Raw genomic sequence first — 16,373 nt, 5'->3', positions numbered from 1 at the left:
CTCCACCCTCCTCAGCTCGCCGTCCAGCTCCAGCCAGCGGGTGATCCCGAGGCCGCGCAGGAACGGCAGGTCGTGGCTGGCCACGACCAGGGCGCCCCGGTAGGCGGCGAGCGCCTGGGTGAGCTGGCGGACACTGGCCAGGTCGAGGTTGTTGGTCGGCTCGTCGAGCAGCAGCAGCTGCGGCGGCGGGTCGGCCAGCAGCAGCGCCGCCAGCGTCGCGCGGAACCGCTCGCCGCCGGAGAGCGTGGCGGCGAGCTGGTCGGCCCGGCCGCCGCGGAACAGGAAGCGGGCGAGCCGGGCCCTGATCGCGTTGTCCCCGGCACCGGGCGCGAACAGCTTGACGTTCCCCGCGACCGTCAGGCCGTCGTCCAGCAGGTCGAGCCGCTGCGGGAGGTGGCGCAGCGGCACCGGTGTGGTCACCTCGCCCTGCAGCGGGGCGAGTTCACCGGCGATGGTGCGCAGCAGGGTGGTCTTGCCGGATCCGTTGCGGCCGACCAGGGCGATCCGCTCCGGTCCGCGCAGGTCGAGGTCGGCGGTGGCGCCGTAGGGCAGTCGGACCTTGTCCAGGGTGAGGACGGTGCGGCCCGCCGGAACGGCGGTACGGGGCAGGTCGATCCGGATCTCGGCGTCGTCCCGGACCGCCTCCTCGGCGGTGGTGAGCCGGCGCCTCGCCTCCTCAAGTCGCTCGGTGTGCATGCCCTGGAGGCGGCCGGCGGTCTCCTGGCCCTGGCGCTTGAGCTTCCCGGCGAAGATGTGCGGATCGTTGCGGGTGACCGAGCGCTTCCTGCCGTAGCTCGCGCTGCGATCCAGCTTGGTCCGCGCCTCGGTGAGGTCCCGCTTCTGGCGCTCGACGTCGGCCTCGGCGCTGCGCAGGAGCCGCTCGGCCGTCTCCTGCTGGGCGGCGACGGTGCGCTCGTACTCGGCGAAGTTGCCGCCGTACCACGAGACCTGCCCGTCCCTCAGTTCGGCGATCTGGTCGACGTGTTGGAGCAGCTCGCGGTCGTGGCTGACGATCACCATCACGCCGCCCCAGCCGGCCACCGTCTCGTAGAGCCGCTCGCGGGCGGCCCGGTCGAGGTTGTTGGTCGGCTCGTCGAGCAGCAGGACGTCGGGACGGCGCAGCAGCAGGGCGGCGAGGCGCATCAGCACCGCTTCCCCGCCGGAGAGTTCGCCGGTGGTGCGGTCCAGGTCGAGCCGGTGCAGGCCGAGCCGGTCGAGGAGGGCGCGGGCGCGCTCCTCGACGTCCCAGTCGTCGCCGACCGCGTCGAAGTGGCGCTGGTCGGTGGAGCCGGCCTCGACGGCGTGCAGGGCCTCGCGGACGGCCCGGACGCCGAGCGCCTCGTCGACCCGCAGGGCGGTGTCCAGGGTGAGGCCCTGCGGCAGGTAGCCGATCTCCCCGGCCGCCTTGACGGTGCCGGAGGCGGGGGTGAGTTCACCGGCCAGCAGCCGCAGCAGGGTGGACTTCCCGGCGCCGTTGAGCCCGATCAGTCCGGTGCGCCCGGGGCCGACCGCGAGGTGGAAGCCGTCGAGGACGGGCCTGCCGTCCGGCCACTCGAAGGAGAGGTCGGTGCAGAGGAGCGAGGTGGTGGGTTGTGCCATGGAAGCCTCCCGGGCATTGCCGGACGTGGCCGGTCACCGGCCGTGGTCGTGGAGCGGCCCGACGGCCGTCCGGCGGGGACGCGGCCGTGGAACGGCGGCGTCGCGGAACGGCGGTGCGGTCGCGGGGCGACTCGGGGTCGCAGGGCAACACGGGAGACACCGCGGGGGGAGGCGGAGGCCGGAAGGGGTGGGCCGGGAACGGGCGACCGGGGTCGTCAGCAGGACGGGGGACGCCGGGTCGGCTCACCACTGAGGTCGGGCACTCGCACACTCACGGACCGCGGGCAGCGACATGGCTGCGGCGCGGCGGGGGCGGTGTCTCGGGACCTCAGTAGAGCAACGGCCTTCTCCTGTTCTGGCGGCTGACGGGGACCACGCTACGAAGGCGCGCAGGGCCGTGCAACCGGTTTTCCCCCGACGGTCCCGCCGACCGGGCGCCGACGTGGGGATCCACCGCTCGCCCACCGATCCGCAGGCCGCCCCGCCCCCCCCTGCCACCAGCTCTGCCCTGCCCTGCCCTGCTCTGCCCTGCCGCCCGCCCCGGCGTTCCGTCGGGCGTTCCGTTCAGTGTTCCGTTGGGCGTTCCGTGCCGATCGCGTGCCGATCCGGTGACAGCCGCGCCCCGGACCGCTCCGGGGACCGGGACCGGTCCGCACCGCGTGGCAGACTCCTCCCCTGCCACAACCGCCACACCCGCGGGCTTCCGGGCCGCGCGGCGCCGTGGCGTGCATCCACAGGGGGAACTGAACACATGTCACCGATATCCCGGGCGACGCGCGCCGCGCTGGGCGCCTCCGTCGTCGCACTGACCGTGGTCGTCGCGACCGCGTGCGGCCCGGAGAACACCGACCCGGTCGCGGCGCCGACCGCCGCGGCCACCGCCGGAACCACCGACAAGCCGGGTGCGGCGCCGCTCAAGCTGCCCAGCGTCGACGAGCTGAAGAAGTGGAACTTCGACGACTGGGACAAGTGGGCCCAGCAGAACGTGATCACCCCGGCCGTCAAGGGCTACTGGGACCTGCAGAAGATCCTGGAGGCCAAGCCCTACAAGCCGGGCCCGGGCGGGCAGCCCACCGCGCAGCCGACGGCCGCCCAGCCCACCGGCGCGGCGCCCACCCAGCCACCCGCGCAGCCCACGGCCCAGCCCAGCCGGCCGGCCCAGCCGACCACGCAGCCCCCGGGGGACGGCGGCAACGACCCGCAGCCGAAGCTGATCGAGGAGAAGCCCGTCCCGCACCCGTTCGCGAAGCAGTACCACGTGAACGGCAAGCTGTTCTTCCAGAAGGGCAGCGAGGAGTACGTCTGCTCCGGCACCGTGGTCTCCGACCCGGCCAACCCCGGCCGGAGCAACCTGGTGTGGACGGCGAGCCACTGCCTGCACGGCGGCAAGGGCGGCAAGTACCACACCAACATCACCTTCGCCCCGGCATTCAACAGCACCGGTGCGCTGAGCGGCGGCAAGCAGGGTTCCCTCGCGCAGGCCGAGCCGTACGGCGAGTGGGGCGCGGTCGCGGGCGTGATCGCCCCGCAGTGGGCGGGCGAGGCGGACCCGGAGAACGGCGGCCCGTGGAGCCAGTACGACTTCGGCATCCTCCGGGTGGCCAACCCGGACGGCAGCGGCAGGTCCCTGGAGGAGGTCGTCGGCGGCTCGGTGCCGATCTGGTTCAACGCCCCGCGTGACCAGATCACCGCCGTGAGCAGCTACGGCTACCCGGCCGGCAAGCCCTTCGACGGCATGGAGCTGGAGCACTGCGACAGCGGGAAGCCGGCCCGCCGCTCGATGGACCCGGCCCGCCCGACGATGCTGATGACCGGCTGCAACGGCACCGGCGGCGACAGCGGCGGCGGCTGGTTCACCACCAAGGACGGCAAGCAGGTGCTGGTCTCGGACACCTCCATCGGCGGGTCCGACAACACCTGGGAGGCCGGCCCGTACCTGGACGACGTGGCCCAGCACGCGCTGGACTACTTCTCCAAGAAGAGCAAGTGACCTCGGGCACGTTCTGAGCCCGCCCCCGCCGGGGCCGCAGCACCTCCGCTGCGGCCCCGGCGGCGTTCCCGACGGTCCCGGACGGCAGTTCCCCCGCACCCCTCGCACGCGCCCCCGGCCGGCGGTCCCCGGCCTCCCCCGCACCGGCCCCCGCGGCCCGCCTAGAATCGGGTCCATCATGAGCGCCACACTCGTCGTCAAGGACCTCGCCGCCGGCCACGGCGAGCGCACCCTCTTCTCCGGCCTGGACCTGGTCGTCGCCCCCGGCGACGTGATCGGTCTGGTCGGCGTCAACGGGGCAGGGAAGTCGACCCTGCTCCGCCTGCTGGCCGGCCTGGACACCCCCGAGGGCGGCTCGCTGCGCCTCAGCCCGGCCTCCGCCAACATCGGCCACCTCCCCCAGGAACCGGAGCGCCGCCCGGGCGAGTCGGTCCGCGACTTCCTGGCCCGCCGGACCGGGGTCGCCGCCGCGCAGGCCGAGCTGGACGAGGCCACCCAGGGCCTGGTGGACGGCGTGGCGGGCGCCGACGACGCCTACGCGTCGAGCCTGGACCGCTGGCTGGAGCTGGGCGGCGCCGACCTGGAGGAGCGGGCGGAGGAGGTCGCCGACTCGCTCGGGCTGAAGGTCTCCCTCGACCTGCCGATGACCGCGCTCTCCGGCGGCCAGGCCGCCCGGGCCGGTCTCGCCTCGCTGCTGCTCTCCCGCTACGACGTCTTCCTGCTCGACGAGCCCACCAACGACCTCGACCTGGAGGGCCTGGAGCGGCTGGAGTCCTTCGTCAAGGGTCTGCGCGCGGGCACCGTGCTGATCAGCCACGACCGCGAGTTCCTGGCCCGCACGGTGACCAGGGTGCTGGAGCTGGACCTGCACCAGCAGCAGGTCAACCTGTACGGCGGCGGCTACGACGCGTACCTGGAGGAGCGCGCGACGGCCCGTCGGCACGCCCGTGACGAGTACGAGGAGTACGCCGACACCAAGGCCGGTCTGGAGGCCCGGGCCCGGATGCAGCGCGGCTGGATGGAGCACGGCGTGCGCAACGCCCGCCGCAAGTCCTCCGACAACGACAAGATCGGCCGCGCGATGCGGACCGAGTCCACCGAGAAGCAGGCGTCCAAGGCGCGGCAGACCCAGCGGATGATCGAGCGGCTGGACGTGGTCGACGAGCCCCGCAAGGAGTGGGAGCTGCGGATGGAGATCGCCACCGCGCCGCGCTCCGGTTCCGTGGTCGCCACCCTGCGCGGGGCCACCGTCCGGCGCGGGGACTTCGTCCTCGGCCCGGTGGACCTCCAGATCGACTGGGCCGACCGGGTCGCCATCACCGGCGCCAACGGCGCCGGCAAGTCCACCCTGCTGGCCGCACTGCTCGGACGCCTCGAACTCGACTCCGGCAGCGCCGCCCTGGGCTCCGGCGTGGTGGTCGGCGAGGTGGACCAGGCACGCGGGCTGTTCCTCGGCGGGGAGCCGCTGTCCGACGCGTTCGCCGCCGCCGTACCGGAGTTGTCGCCGGAGGAGGTGCGCACCCTGCTGGCCAAGTTCGGCCTGAAGGCGGTGCACGTGAGGCGCCCCGCCGGCACCCTCTCCCCGGGTGAGCGGACCCGGGCCGCGCTCGCGCTGCTCCAGGCGCGCGGGGTGAACCTGCTGGTGCTGGACGAGCCCACCAACCACCTGGACCTGGCCGCCATCGAGCAGTTGGAGTCGGCGCTGGCCTCCTACACCGGCACGCTGCTGCTGGTCACGCACGACCGCCGGATGCTGGACACCGTCTCGGTGAACCGGCGGATCGAGGTCGGCGGGGGCCGCGTGCAGGAGAGCTGAGGCGCCCGGCCGTCCGGGCGCGAGCACCGGTCCGCGCGACCGGCCCGGGGATGTGGTCCGAACCTGACCCCTTCCCCGGCCGGTCGTCATGTGCTGTGCTGTCGCCCATGGTTGACAGCACTGTGGCAGCCGGGACGCCGTACCCGAGCGTCCCGCTCCGCCCGATGACGGTGCCCGCCCACGAGGCCGGGGCACGGAGCAGGTCCTTCCACGACGTGATGGCGCAGCGCCGGACCGTCCGCGACTACTCGACCCGTCCGATCCCGGACGACGTGGTCGAGTGGGCGATCCGTACCGCCAACACCGCGCCGAGCGGCGCGCACGTCCAGCCGTGGCGGTTCGTGGTGATCACCGACCCGGAGCGCAAGCGGCGGCTGCGCGAGGCCGCCGAGGCGGAGGAGCGCGAGTTCTACGCCCACCGGGCCTCCCCGGAGTGGCTGGCCGCACTGGCGCCGATCGGCACCGACTGGGAGAAGCCGTTCCTGGAGGACGCCCCGGCCGTGATCGTCGTCTTCGAGGTGCACAAGGGCCCCAACTCGCCACGCCCGTACTACACCAAGGAGTCGGTGGGGATCGCGGTCGGCCTGCTGCTCGCCTCGCTGCACCAGGCGGGCCTGGCCACCCTCACCCACACCCCGAGCCCGATGAAGTTCCTCAACGAGGTGTGCGAACGGCCCCTGGAGGAACGGGCCGCCTACGTGATCCCGGTCGGTTACCCCGCCGAGGGGGCGCGCGTGCCGGATCTGCAGCGCAAGGAGCTCGACGAGGTGCTGGTGCGCCTCTGACGCGCCCCCGGGCGGTGCCGCCGCGCGGCGACGGCCGGTGGTGACAGGTACAGGACGTCGCCATAATCGCTGTCATGAGCCACGTCATGCCACAACCGTGCGGGGACGTGCCCAGGCCCGGGACTCCGCGCACCGCCCCCGGGGCGGTCACCCCCGGCCGGCCGCCGGAACTCCTGCGGCCGGCCGGGGGCATCACGCTGCACCGCCGGTCCCCCGTCCACGCACCCGCGCTCAACGCCGCAGTCCGGGCCAACCTGGAACACCTGCGGCCCTGGCTGGAGTGGGCCGCCGAGGCACCCACCCCCGCCCAGACCGCCGAACTCGCCGTGGCCGGCTCCGCGGCCTGGGACGCCGGCACCGACTTCATCTACCTGGTCGGCCTGGACGCCGAACCCGGGCGGGTGATCGGCTCGTTCGGCCTGCACGGGCGGATCGGCCCGGGCGCGCTGGAACTCGGCTACTGGCTGAGCGCCGACCACCTCGGGCGGGGCATCGCCACCACCGCGGCCGGGGCCGTGACGGAGGCGGCGCTGGCCCTGCCCGGCATCGGGCGGATCGAGATCCACTGCGACGAGGCCAACACCGCCAGCGCCGCCGTGCCGCGCAGGCTCGGCTACCGGCTCGACCGGGTCACCGGCGCCGCGCTGCGGGCACCGGGCGAGACCGGGCGGAAGATGGTCTGGGTCAAGGGGCACTGAGCGCGGCCGGGCGGGGCCGTCGCCGCCGGGCCGGGCGCGGCCACCGGGCGGGGCGGTGACCGCCGGCGACGGCCACCGCCCCGCCGGGCACGCCGGGCACGCCGGGTGTGCCGGGCGGACCGGGCGGACCGCCGCACGGGGCGGTTCAGTACCGCCCGCCGGTCGCCGCCGGCAGCGCGTCCAGCTCGGCGAGGTCGGCCGCCGAGAGCACCAGCTCGGCCGCCGCCGCGTTGTCGACCAGGTAGCGCGGCGTCCTGGTGCCCGGGATCGGCAGCACGTACCGCCCCTGCGCCAGCACCCACGCCAGCGCCACCTGGGCGGGCGTCCCGCCGACCCGCTCCGCGACCGCCCCGACCCTCTCCACCAGCGCCAGGTTCGCCTTCAGGGCGTCCTGCTGGAAGCGCGGCAGCGAGCGGCGGAAGTCGTCCGCCGGCAGCTCGTCGAAGGACGAGATGCTGCCGGTCAGGAAGCCCCTGCCGAGCGGCGAGAACGGCAGGAAGGCGATGCCCTCCGCCTCGGTGTACGGCAGCACCTCGGCCAGCGCGTCCCGGGTCCAGAGCGACAGTTCGGACTGCACGGACGCCACGGGGTGCACCGCCTGCGCCCGCTTGATCTCCTCGACACCCACCTCGGAGAGCCCGATCCGGCGGGCCTTGCCGGCCTCGACCGCCTCGGCCAGCGCGCCCCAGGTCTCCTCGATCGGCACCTCCGGGTCCACCCGGTGCAGCTGGTACAGGTCGACGTGGTCGGTGCCGAGCCGGCGCAGGCTCGCGTCGATCGCCTGCCGGACGTGCTCGGGCCGGCCGTTGCGGACCACCCGCTCGGTGCCGCTGCCGGGCACCAGTCCCACCTTGGTCGCCAGCACCGCACGCTCCCGGTGGGGGCCGGCCAGGGCTGCGCCGACCACCTCCTCGTTGCTGTACGGGCCGTAGATGTCGGCCGTGTCGATCAGCGTGACGCCGAGGTCCAGGGCCTGCCGGATCACGCCGATCGAAGTCTCGTCGTCGCGGCTCTGCGGGTCGTAGGCCCAGGTCATCCCCATGCAACCGAGGCCGATCACTCCGACCTCGGGGCCCTCGCTGCCGAGCGTGGCGTTGCGCATGACGGTTCTCCTTCGTGGGTCAACGGCGGGTGGTTCGGCTCCCGGCGGCCCGGAAGCGGCACCGGGTGGCTCACCGGTGAACAGCCTGTCCCTTCGAGTGCGCTCTAGGTCAAGCCCGGCCGGCCACCGCGGCGTGCCGCACCCGGCCGTCCGCCAGCCACTCGCGGAACCCTCCCCGCAGCACCAGCTCCGCCAGCCGCCCGTACCCGCCCGCGCCCGGGTGCGCGCCGTCCCCCGCGAGGGCCTCCGCGACCCAGAGCGGATCCTCGGCCAGTGCGCGCGTCACGTCGACGAACGGCACTCCGCGGGCGCCGCAGAGGGCGGCGATCCCCCCGGACAGCTCCAGTTGCCGGGCCAGCCGCTCCTCGCCCCCGTCGGCCACCGGCGGCGGTCCCACCACGAGGGCCGCGAAACCGCGTTCGCGGGCACCGTCGAGGAGGTCGGCGACGTTCGCCAGGCACTGCTCCGGCTCGACCCGGGGGCGGCCGTCCTCGATCGTCGTGTCGTTGGCGCCCACCGACAGCACCAGCCGGTTGTCCGCCCCCGGCAGTGCGCGCACCCCCGTCTCGGTCCAGCAGCGGGCCAGCACGTCGGCCGAGGTGTTCCGCCGGACGCCCAGGTTGAACACGGTCACGTCGGCGGACCGGGCGCCCCCGCCCTCCTCCGCGCCGGCCCCGTCGCCCACCGCGCCGACCCCGCCCGCCGAACCGACCCCGCCCGCCGCGCTCCCGACCAGGTCGGCCCAGGTGGCCGCCATCACCCGGCCCACCCAGCCACGGAACTCCGGGTCACCGACGCCCTGGGTGAAGGAGTCCCCGATGAAGCAGATGCGCAGATTCCTCGTCATGTCTCCGGTCATGCCGGAACCTTAAGGTCCACGTAAGCCCGGCTGCGACCTGCCTCCGATGCACCGGAGGTTCTTGACGTGCCCAGGAGGTCTAGTCCAGTTTGTTGGGCAGCACCGCGCAACTCCCCCACCGGACCACCTTCTCCACCGCCGCCCGTCGCGCCACCTCCCCCTCGCGCGACGGGCGGCGGCCCCGTCCCCGAGAGGCACCCCCATGCCACGCGCGCCCCACGACGCCCCCGCCCGACACCGCCGACCGTCCACCCGGACCAAACTCCTCGGTCTCGCCGGCGCCGTCGCCCTCGCCGCCGGCGGGCTCGCCACCATCGCCGGGAACGCCGGTGCGGCGGACGGGAACCTGCTCGGCAACGCCGGGTTCGAGAGCGGCACGCTCGGCCCGTGGAGCTGCTCCGGCACCACCGGCAGCGTGACCGGCTCCGGCGCCCACGGCGGCTCGTACGCGCTCCGGGGGGCCGCCGGGAGCAGCGACACCGCGCAGTGCGGCCAGACCGTCGCGGTGCAGCCCGGCACCAAGTACACGCTGAGCGCCTGGGTCCAGGGCCAGTACGTGTACCTCGGCGCGACCGGCAACGGCGTCACCGACCCCGCCGTCTGGACGCCCGGCGGGAGCGGCTGGCACCAGCTCTCCACCACCTTCACCACCGGGCCGGCCACCACCGGCGTCACCGTCTACCTGCACGGGTGGTACGGGCAGGGCGCCTACCTGGCCGACGACGTCACGCTCTCCGGGCCCGGCGGCACCCCCAGCACCCCGCCGCCCACCACCGCGCCGCCGACCACCGCACCGCCCACCAGCACCCCGCCGACCACGCCGAACCCGACCGGCCCGGCCACCCCGGCGCCGGGCGTGGCTCTCCCGGTGGCCCCGTACATCGACATGGGCGCCTGGCCCACGCCGTCGCTGCCCGCGATGGCCGCGGCCGGCAACCTCAAGTCCTTCACCATGGGCTTCGTCACCGGAGTCGGCTGCAGGGCCAGCTGGTTCAACGCCTACGACCCGCGCACCGGCTGGGCCAAGGAGCAGGTCGACGCGCTCCGCGCGGCCGGCGGCGACGTCAAGGTCTCCTTCGGCGGCGCCGGCGGCACCGAACTCGCCGCGGCCTGCACCACGGTGGACTCGCTGTTCGCCGAGTACGAGGCCGTGGTGAACGCCTACGGCCTGCGCCACGTCGACTTCGACATCGAGGGCGCCGCGATCGCCGACACCGCAGCCAACGAGCGCCGGTCCGCCGCACTGGCCCGGCTGCAGAAGGCCCACCCCGGGCTGAGGGTCTCGTTCACCCTGCCGGTGCTGCCCGAGGGTCTGACCGCCGAGGGCGTCGCCATCGTCCGCTCGGCCCGGGACGCCGGTGTGAACGTCGACGTCGTCAACATCATGGCGATGGACTACTACCGGGCCGGCACCGACTACGGCGACGCCGCCGTGCAGGCCGCGCAGTCGCTGTACGGACAGCTCAAGGTGCTGTACCCGGCGAAGAGCGACGCCCAGCTGTGGGCCACGGTCGGGGTCACGCCGATGATCGGCGAGAACGACGACCACCAGGTCTACGACCAGGCGGACGCCCGGCAGCTGGTCGCCTTCGCCCGGCAGCACCACCTCGGCATGCTGTCCTTCTGGGACGCCACCCGGGACGCGAACGCCTGCACCGGCGGTCTGTTCAAGTGCACCAACATCCCGCAGCAGCCGTACGAGTTCGCGAAGATCCTCGCCCCCTACGCCGGCTGACCCGCCGGCGCTCCGACGCGCACCCGGGTGCCGGTGGTCCCCCCCTCCTCCGGGCGGGAACCACCGGCACCGGCACGTCCGGGGCCTCCCGCCCCCCTCCCGGGATATTCGATCGTGCGTTCCCGAGCCTCCCGCTACAGTCCTCCCACGGCCCGGGAGCCGCGCAGAGGCAGGCGCGCCGCTCCCTCACGGCGGACACGCCGGTTCGCCTCCGGCCGGGACCGCCTCGCGGGACCACTCGGCAGCAGCACAAGGGGGACGGACATGGCGGTCCGGAGCGACGACGACACGACCACCGACGAGGTCTCCCCCGAGGAGCTGGCCGCGTTCAGCCGCACCCTCGGCCGCCTGCGGGCCCTGCCCACCGACCACCGGACCAGGCAGCACGCCGAGCGCCAGTTGGAGTCCTTCGTCCGCGAGAGCCGCAAGCGCCGCCGCCAGGCCCTGCGCGCCGAGGCCCGCGCCGCCGACGCCGAACTGCTCGCCGCCACCGCCACCGGCGCGCGCGACCGCCGCGAGGACGCCGCGCTCGCCCCGGGGCCCGACACGGGGCCCGCCGGGGGGCCCACCGCCGGGTCCGTCGGCCGGCTCCGGGGCGGGCGCCGCTGCTACGTCTGCAAGCAGCACTACCGCGAGGTGGACGCCTTCTACCACATGCTCTGCCGCTCCTGCGCCGCCGACAACACCGCCCGCCGCGCCCTCTCCACCGATCTGCACGGCCGCCGTGCGCTGCTGACCGGCGGCCGGGTGAAGATCGGCCACCAGCTGGCGCTGATGATGCTGCGCGACGGCGCCCGGCTGGTGGTCACCAGCCGGTTCCCGCACGACACCGTGCGCCGCTTCCGCGCGGCGGAGGGCAGCGAGGAGTGGTGGGACCGGCTCACCGTGGTCGGCATCGACCTGCGCGACCCCCGCCAGGTCCTGGGCCTCACCGACCGGCTGCGCTCCGAGGGCGCCCCGTTGGACATCCTGGTCAACAACGCCGCGCAGACCCTGCGGCGCCCGCCGGAGTCGTACGCCCGGCTCGCCGCGGGCGAGCGGTCCGCACTGGCCGCCGCCGACGCCCGCGCCGTGGTGCACGCGCCCGGATTCCGGCCGATGCCCGCGCTCACCCCGGCCTGGCCGACCACCGGCCTCGCCCTCCCGGGCGGATCACCGGCCCCCGCCGTACTGCCGGAGCGGGCCGACCCGACCGACGAGGCCGGGCTGCTGCCCGACCTCGCACCGGCCAACTCCTGGTCGGCCCGGCTCGGTTCGCTCGATCCGGCCGAGCTGCTGGAGACCCAGCTGGTGAACGCCCTCGCCCCGGCCCTGCTCTGCGACCGGCTGCTTCCGCTGCTGCTCGCCTCACCCCACCCGCGCCGCTACATCGTCAACGTCACGGCGGTCGAGGGCCGGTTCGCCGTCCGCAACAAGACCGGCGGGCACCCCCACACCAACATGGCCAAGGCCGCGCTCAACATGCTCACCCGCACCAGCGCCGAGGAACTCGCTGCCCGGGGCGTGCACATGTGCGCCGTCGACACCGGCTGGATCACCGACGAGAACCCGGCCCCGAAGAAGACCAGGCTCGCCGCCGACGGCTTCCGCACCCCGCTCGACATCGTCGACGGCGCCGCCCGCGTCTACGACCCGATCGTGCGCGGCGAGGCCGGCTCCCCGGTCTCGGGCACCTTCCTCAAGGACTACCGGGAGGCGACGTGGTGACACCGCCCTCCCCCGTCCCCCGTCCCCGGTCCTGCCCTCGTCGGAGGACCGCGGTGCCCGCGTCCAGGTCGACACCCGTCCGGGGCGGGGCGCCGGCCCGGTCGTCGTCACGCAGGACGAGCCGGGCCTGACGCTGCTCGACCTGGACGCGCTTGCCCGCACTGAACAGGGCGTGCAGTTCCTCGAACGCCGTCATCCCCGGCACGACGGCGCCGCCGGACCTCGCAGGTCCGGCCGCCCGCCCGGTCAGCCGGGCCCGACGCGCCGCCTGGCCGGCCCACACCAGCGCGACCAGCCCGGTCACCAGCGCCACGAGGACGATCACCACGGTCACCATTACCACGTCCGCCCAACGCACCGGCCGTACGGGGAGGTTCCGCCGCAGCTACCGGTAGCCGGTGGTGTCGGCCGGGAGGCCAGGGTCCTGGACCTCCACCATGTACCGCCAGGCGTCGGGACGGCTGCCGTCGAGATCGGTGAAGCCGTAGACCCGGGCCAGCCCGCCGCTGCTGAGCGACCGGCCGTTCCACCGGGACACCTCGGGGTCCGCGGCCAGCGCCGCGACCGCGCGGCCCACGTACGACGTCGTCTCGGAGATGGCGAAGTGCGGGATGCGCCCGGTCGCGTCACGCCAGTTCGCCTCGGTCACGCCGAAGGTGTCGAGCATCATCTCGGAGCGCATCCAGCCCGGCGTGAGGGCCACCGCCGTCGCCCCGCGCGGGCCGAGCTCGTGACCGAGCGCGAACGCCATCCGCAGCACCGCGGACTTGGCGATGTCGTAGAAGAACGACACCCGGTACCGGTCGGCGTTGTACTCGGCCGTGCCGTCGGTCATCTCGACCACCAGCCCGCCGGGCGTGCGCAGCAGGAGCGGCAGCGCGTGGTGGCTGGTGATCGCGTGGGTGTCGACGGCGAGCCGGAGCAGCCGCAGGCCCTTGTCCAGGTCGTGCTCCCAGACCGTGCTGTCCCACTCGAAGAGCAGCTCGCCGCCCCAGACGTCGTTGACCAGGACGTCCAGCCGGCCGCCCTGGTCGGTGTCGATCCGCCTCACCAGGGCCTCGACCTGGGCGGACTCCAGGTGGTCGCAGACCACGGGGATGCCCGTGCCGCCCGCGGCCGTGACCAGTTCGGCGGTCTCCTCGACGGTCTCCGGCCGGTCGTACTCCGAGCGCTTCCCCTTGGTGCTGCGCCCCGTCACGTACACGGTCGCCCCCTGTGCACCCAGCTCGACGGCGATCCCCCGGCCTGCGCCTCGGGTCGCTCCGGCGACCAGGGCCACCTTGTTCTCCAGTGTCCTCGGCATGCGCCGGAGCCTACGCCGGAGGTCCCGCGCTGCGGCGTCGCCGGGGCCGCACCCGGCGTGGCGGCACGGCGGGGGCGGGCTCGGGCGCGGGGGCGTGCGCAGGCGCGGTCGCGCCGGGCAGCCGCTACCCGACCGGTTCCGGTGCGGCCTCCTCGACCTCCAGGCCGTAGGCGACGACGGCCTGACGCAGTCCGCCCGGGTACCCGGCGAGGGCGGGGGTGAAGTCCCAGTTCCCGTCGGTGTCGCGGTCGAACCGTCCGAGCCGCATCGCGGTGTTGGTCCCGGCCCCGTCGGCCAGGTGTGCCACGGCCGCGGGCTGGTCGGCGCCGGCTTCGAGGATCAGGGCCGGACCGGCGAAACCGGCCATGGTCGCCGCCGGATGGTTCTCGGTGTCGGCCGCGGCGATGATCACGAGCCGGTCGGCCTCGGCGGGCAGCGCGTCGAAGTCGACCATCAGGCAGGCGTTCGCGTCGTCGTAGCCGGTGACCAGCCGGACCGAACCGTCGGGCGTGGAACCGTTGTTGTAGAACACCAGGTGCTCGTCCGACATCGCCCTGTTCCCCTGGCAGACCAGGGCGGCGATGTCGTACTCGTCCTCGCCGGTCCAGTGCAGGAGGAGTCGGGCCGGCTCGGCGGCGACCTCGATCCCGGGCAGTCCCTCGCCGTCGGCCTCCGGGCCGTCGACGTCCGCCTCGGCGACCGTGAACACCTCGTGGAAGCCGTGGTGCTTGAGCAGCCCGACCAGCTCGGCACCGTTGATCAGGGTGATCGGCTTGCCCCCGACGAACTGGTGCGAGCTGGGACCGAACTTGCTGGTCGTGACGAGCACGGCCTTCGTCGCGGCCCGGTCGTGCTGGAGCGTGCCGTAGAGGTCCCGCACCGCTGACGGTGTCACCGTGTCCCGGTACCGCTTCACCTGCACGATGACGTTCCCGCCGCGGAAGGGGTCCGTGTCGATCCCGCGCACGTCCACCCCGCCGTCCCTCGACCGGGCCGTGAGCTCGACCTTCATGCCCATCGCCTCCATCAGGCGGGCGACGAGCTGCTCGAACTCGACCGGGTCCATCGCCAGCAGGAGCTGGAGCTCGCGCACCCGCTTCGCCATCCGGCCGCGGTTCGCGTTGGTGTCGTCACGGAGGTGACGGAACAGCATCCGCTGGGCGCGACGCTCGGTGGTGTCGGGGTTGCTGACGCGGTGGAGCTTCCGGCTCCGGGACATAGGTGCTCCCTTGACGGTGACGTGCGGTGTGCTGCTGGCACGCGCAACCGTAGGGGATTTTTCGACACTCCGTCAGTTTTGTCTCACAGATGATGATTTCAGATTGGACACGACGCGTCCCCGCCCTCCGGAGCGGGCCCCGGACCGGCCCGGGGGCCGCCCCGGATCCGGGCCGGGACTCGAACCGGCCCCGAACCGCCTAGGCTGCGCGGCATGACGACCACAGATCGCGCCTTCGTCGTGGTGACGACGACCCACGACGACGAGGCGAAGGCCCGGACCCTGGCGGCGGACGTGGTGCGGGCCCGCCTCGCGGCGTGCGCGCAGGTGTACCCGATCCGGTCGGTGTACTGGTGGGAGGGCGAGGTGCAGGAGGGTGCCGAGTGGCGGATCGACTTCAAGACCCGGGCGGCACTGGCGGGCCCGCTCGCCCGCTTCGTCGAAGAGGAGCACGAGTACGACACCCCCGAGGTCGTCGGCGTTCCGGTGGTGACCGGAAGCGCCGCGTACCTGGACTGGGTGAACGCCGAGACCGCGGACCGGTAGGGCGGCGAGCGCGCACAGGGAACCGGCGAGCCGAACCACCGGCCCGGCGGCCCGGCGACGGCGCCGGGTCACGCCGCCGGATCACGCCGCCGGATCACGTGCCGGGTCACGCCACCCGGGCCGCGTCCCGGACGCCGCGCGTGACGCGCTCGGCGATCGCCGCGACCAGGCCGCGCGGCCGGCGGGGCACCAGGTGGGCACCCGCGAAGTTGCTCAGACCCGGCGTGACGTAGGAGCGGTCGGCGTCGAGGGCGCGCAGGCCGGCCCGGACCACCGCCCCGGGAGAGTCGAACCTGCCCGTGACGGCGGCCTTCCGGGTGCCGATGACCTCGAAGAACGCGGTCTCCACCGGCCCCGGGCAGAGGGCGAGGACCCGGATGCCCCGCCGGCGGTACTCCTGGCGGAGCGCGAGGCTGAAGTTGAGCACGAAGGTCTTGGACGCGCCGTAGACGGCGAAGTACGGCGTCGGCTGGTAGGCGGCGGTGGAGGCCACGTTGACCACCGAGCCCCGCCCCCGGGCGAGCATGCCGGGCAGCAGCTCATGGGTGAGGTCGACGAGCGAGACGACGTTCACCATCAGCTGGTCGTGGTCGCGCGACCCGTCGATCTCCTCGAACCGGCCGCAGGTGCCGAAGCCCGCGTTGTTGACCAGCAGGTCCACGGTCAGGCCCCGGTCGGCCAGTTCGGCGCCGACGCGGCGGGCGGCATCCGGCGCCGAGAGGTCCTGGACGAGGACGTGGGCGGTGATCCCGTGGGCCTTTCCGAGCCGCTCGGCGAGGGCTTCGAGGCGGTCGGCGGAGCGGGCCACCAGGACGAGGTCGTGACCGCGCGCGGCGAGCTGGGCCGCGAACTCCGCGCCGAGGCCGGAGGACGCGCCGGTGATCAAAGCGGTGGTGCGCACAGTGGTGCTCCTTCTCTCTTGGACAGTGCGGAGCCGGGGCGACGCCCGCTATCTGTAACACCACAGTATCGGATCAAGAGTTATCCGCAACACATGTGTGTCATTTATTTGGG

14 protein-coding genes are annotated in these 16,373 nt (G+C 74.1%); 7 read left to right on the top strand and 7 right to left on the bottom strand.

Annotated elements, in window-relative coordinates; translation table 11 throughout:
• Positions 1 to 1,599, bottom strand: a 1,599-nt coding sequence (locus ACFWOG_RS18320) for an ABC-F family ATP-binding cassette domain-containing protein (RefSeq protein WP_380359624.1), incomplete at its 3' end; no start/stop codon positions are given.
• A 751-nt stretch (positions 1,600 to 2,350) separates the two neighbouring features.
• Between ACFWOG_RS18320 and ACFWOG_RS18315 the strand changes: the two genes are divergently transcribed.
• The 4 genes from ACFWOG_RS18315 to ACFWOG_RS18300 all read left to right on the top strand — a co-directional run bounded on the left by ACFWOG_RS18315 (position 2,351) and on the right by ACFWOG_RS18300 (position 6,888).
• On the top strand, positions 2,351 to 3,589 hold the full coding sequence (locus ACFWOG_RS18315) for a hypothetical protein (RefSeq protein ID WP_329948092.1): 1,239 nt from the start codon (positions 2,351 to 2,353) through the stop codon (positions 3,587 to 3,589).
• A gap of 178 nt (positions 3,590 to 3,767) precedes the next feature.
• Positions 3,768 to 5,405, top strand: a complete 1,638-nt coding sequence (locus ACFWOG_RS18310; protein WP_329948093.1) for an ABC-F family ATP-binding cassette domain-containing protein — start codon at positions 3,768 to 3,770, stop codon at positions 5,403 to 5,405.
• A gap of 107 nt (positions 5,406 to 5,512) precedes the next feature.
• Positions 5,513 to 6,190 (top strand): nitroreductase family protein, encoded by a 678-nt coding sequence (locus ACFWOG_RS18305; RefSeq protein WP_329879382.1) that lies wholly within the window; start codon positions 5,513 to 5,515, stop codon positions 6,188 to 6,190.
• 74 nt (positions 6,191 to 6,264) lie between these two features.
• On the top strand, positions 6,265 to 6,888 hold the full coding sequence (locus tag ACFWOG_RS18300) for a GNAT family N-acetyltransferase (protein ID WP_380359622.1): 624 nt from the start codon (positions 6,265 to 6,267) through the stop codon (positions 6,886 to 6,888).
• Positions 6,889 to 7,033: 145 nt separating this feature from the next.
• Here ACFWOG_RS18300 and ACFWOG_RS18295 read toward each other — a convergent pair whose 3' ends face one another.
• Positions 7,034 to 7,990, bottom strand: coding sequence for an aldo/keto reductase (locus tag ACFWOG_RS18295; RefSeq protein WP_380359620.1), 957 nt, complete (start codon positions 7,988 to 7,990; stop codon positions 7,034 to 7,036).
• Positions 7,991 to 8,099: 109 nt separating this feature from the next.
• Positions 8,100 to 8,849 (bottom strand): GDSL-type esterase/lipase family protein, encoded by a 750-nt coding sequence (locus ACFWOG_RS18290; protein WP_380359618.1) that lies wholly within the window; start codon positions 8,847 to 8,849, stop codon positions 8,100 to 8,102.
• A 202-nt stretch (positions 8,850 to 9,051) separates the two neighbouring features.
• On the opposite strand from ACFWOG_RS18290, the gene ACFWOG_RS18285 reads away from it, so the two are divergent.
• Positions 9,052 to 10,584 carry a carbohydrate binding domain-containing protein gene (locus ACFWOG_RS18285; protein WP_380359616.1) on the top strand — a complete coding sequence of 511 codons (1,533 nt, stop codon included), beginning with the start codon at positions 9,052 to 9,054 and terminating at the stop codon, positions 10,582 to 10,584.
• Between the two features lie 264 nt (positions 10,585 to 10,848).
• On the top strand, positions 10,849 to 12,291 hold the full coding sequence (locus ACFWOG_RS18280; protein WP_329948097.1) for an SDR family NAD(P)-dependent oxidoreductase: 1,443 nt from the start codon (positions 10,849 to 10,851) through the stop codon (positions 12,289 to 12,291).
• Here the strand turns inward: ACFWOG_RS18280 and ACFWOG_RS18275 are convergent.
• The 3 genes from ACFWOG_RS18275 to ACFWOG_RS18265 form a co-directional block, all read right to left on the bottom strand.
• Positions 12,263 to 12,628 carry a DUF6191 domain-containing protein gene (locus ACFWOG_RS18275; RefSeq protein WP_380359614.1) on the bottom strand — a complete coding sequence of 122 codons (366 nt, stop codon included), beginning with the start codon at positions 12,626 to 12,628 and terminating at the stop codon, positions 12,263 to 12,265. The two genes, ACFWOG_RS18280 and ACFWOG_RS18275, sit on opposite strands and share 29 nt — an antisense overlap.
• Positions 12,629 to 12,676: 48 nt before the next feature.
• Positions 12,677 to 13,594, bottom strand: a complete 918-nt coding sequence (locus ACFWOG_RS18270; protein ID WP_329948099.1) for an SDR family oxidoreductase — start codon at positions 13,592 to 13,594, stop codon at positions 12,677 to 12,679.
• A 124-nt stretch (positions 13,595 to 13,718) separates the two neighbouring features.
• Positions 13,719 to 14,813 (bottom strand): restriction endonuclease, encoded by a 1,095-nt coding sequence (locus ACFWOG_RS18265; protein ID WP_329948100.1) that lies wholly within the window; start codon positions 14,811 to 14,813, stop codon positions 13,719 to 13,721.
• Between the two features lie 213 nt (positions 14,814 to 15,026).
• On the opposite strand from ACFWOG_RS18265, the gene cutA reads away from it, so the two are divergent.
• On the top strand, positions 15,027 to 15,359 hold the full coding sequence (cutA, locus tag ACFWOG_RS18260; RefSeq protein WP_329948101.1) for a divalent-cation tolerance protein CutA: 333 nt from the start codon (positions 15,027 to 15,029) through the stop codon (positions 15,357 to 15,359).
• 106 nt (positions 15,360 to 15,465) lie between these two features.
• Here cutA and ACFWOG_RS18255 read toward each other — a convergent pair whose 3' ends face one another.
• The gene (locus ACFWOG_RS18255) at positions 15,466 to 16,260 is read right to left on the bottom strand and encodes an SDR family oxidoreductase (protein ID WP_329948102.1); all 795 of its coding nucleotides are present in this window, start codon (positions 16,258 to 16,260) and stop codon (positions 15,466 to 15,468) included.
• Positions 16,261 to 16,373 lie beyond the last annotated feature (113 nt).

This window comes from Kitasatospora sp. NPDC058406, from assembly GCF_042722765.1.
Classification (GTDB): domain Bacteria; phylum Actinomycetota; class Actinomycetes; order Streptomycetales; family Streptomycetaceae; genus Kitasatospora.
The sequence above is the reverse complement of the archived record's forward strand: the minus strand, read 5'-3'. Positions and strand labels throughout refer to the sequence as shown.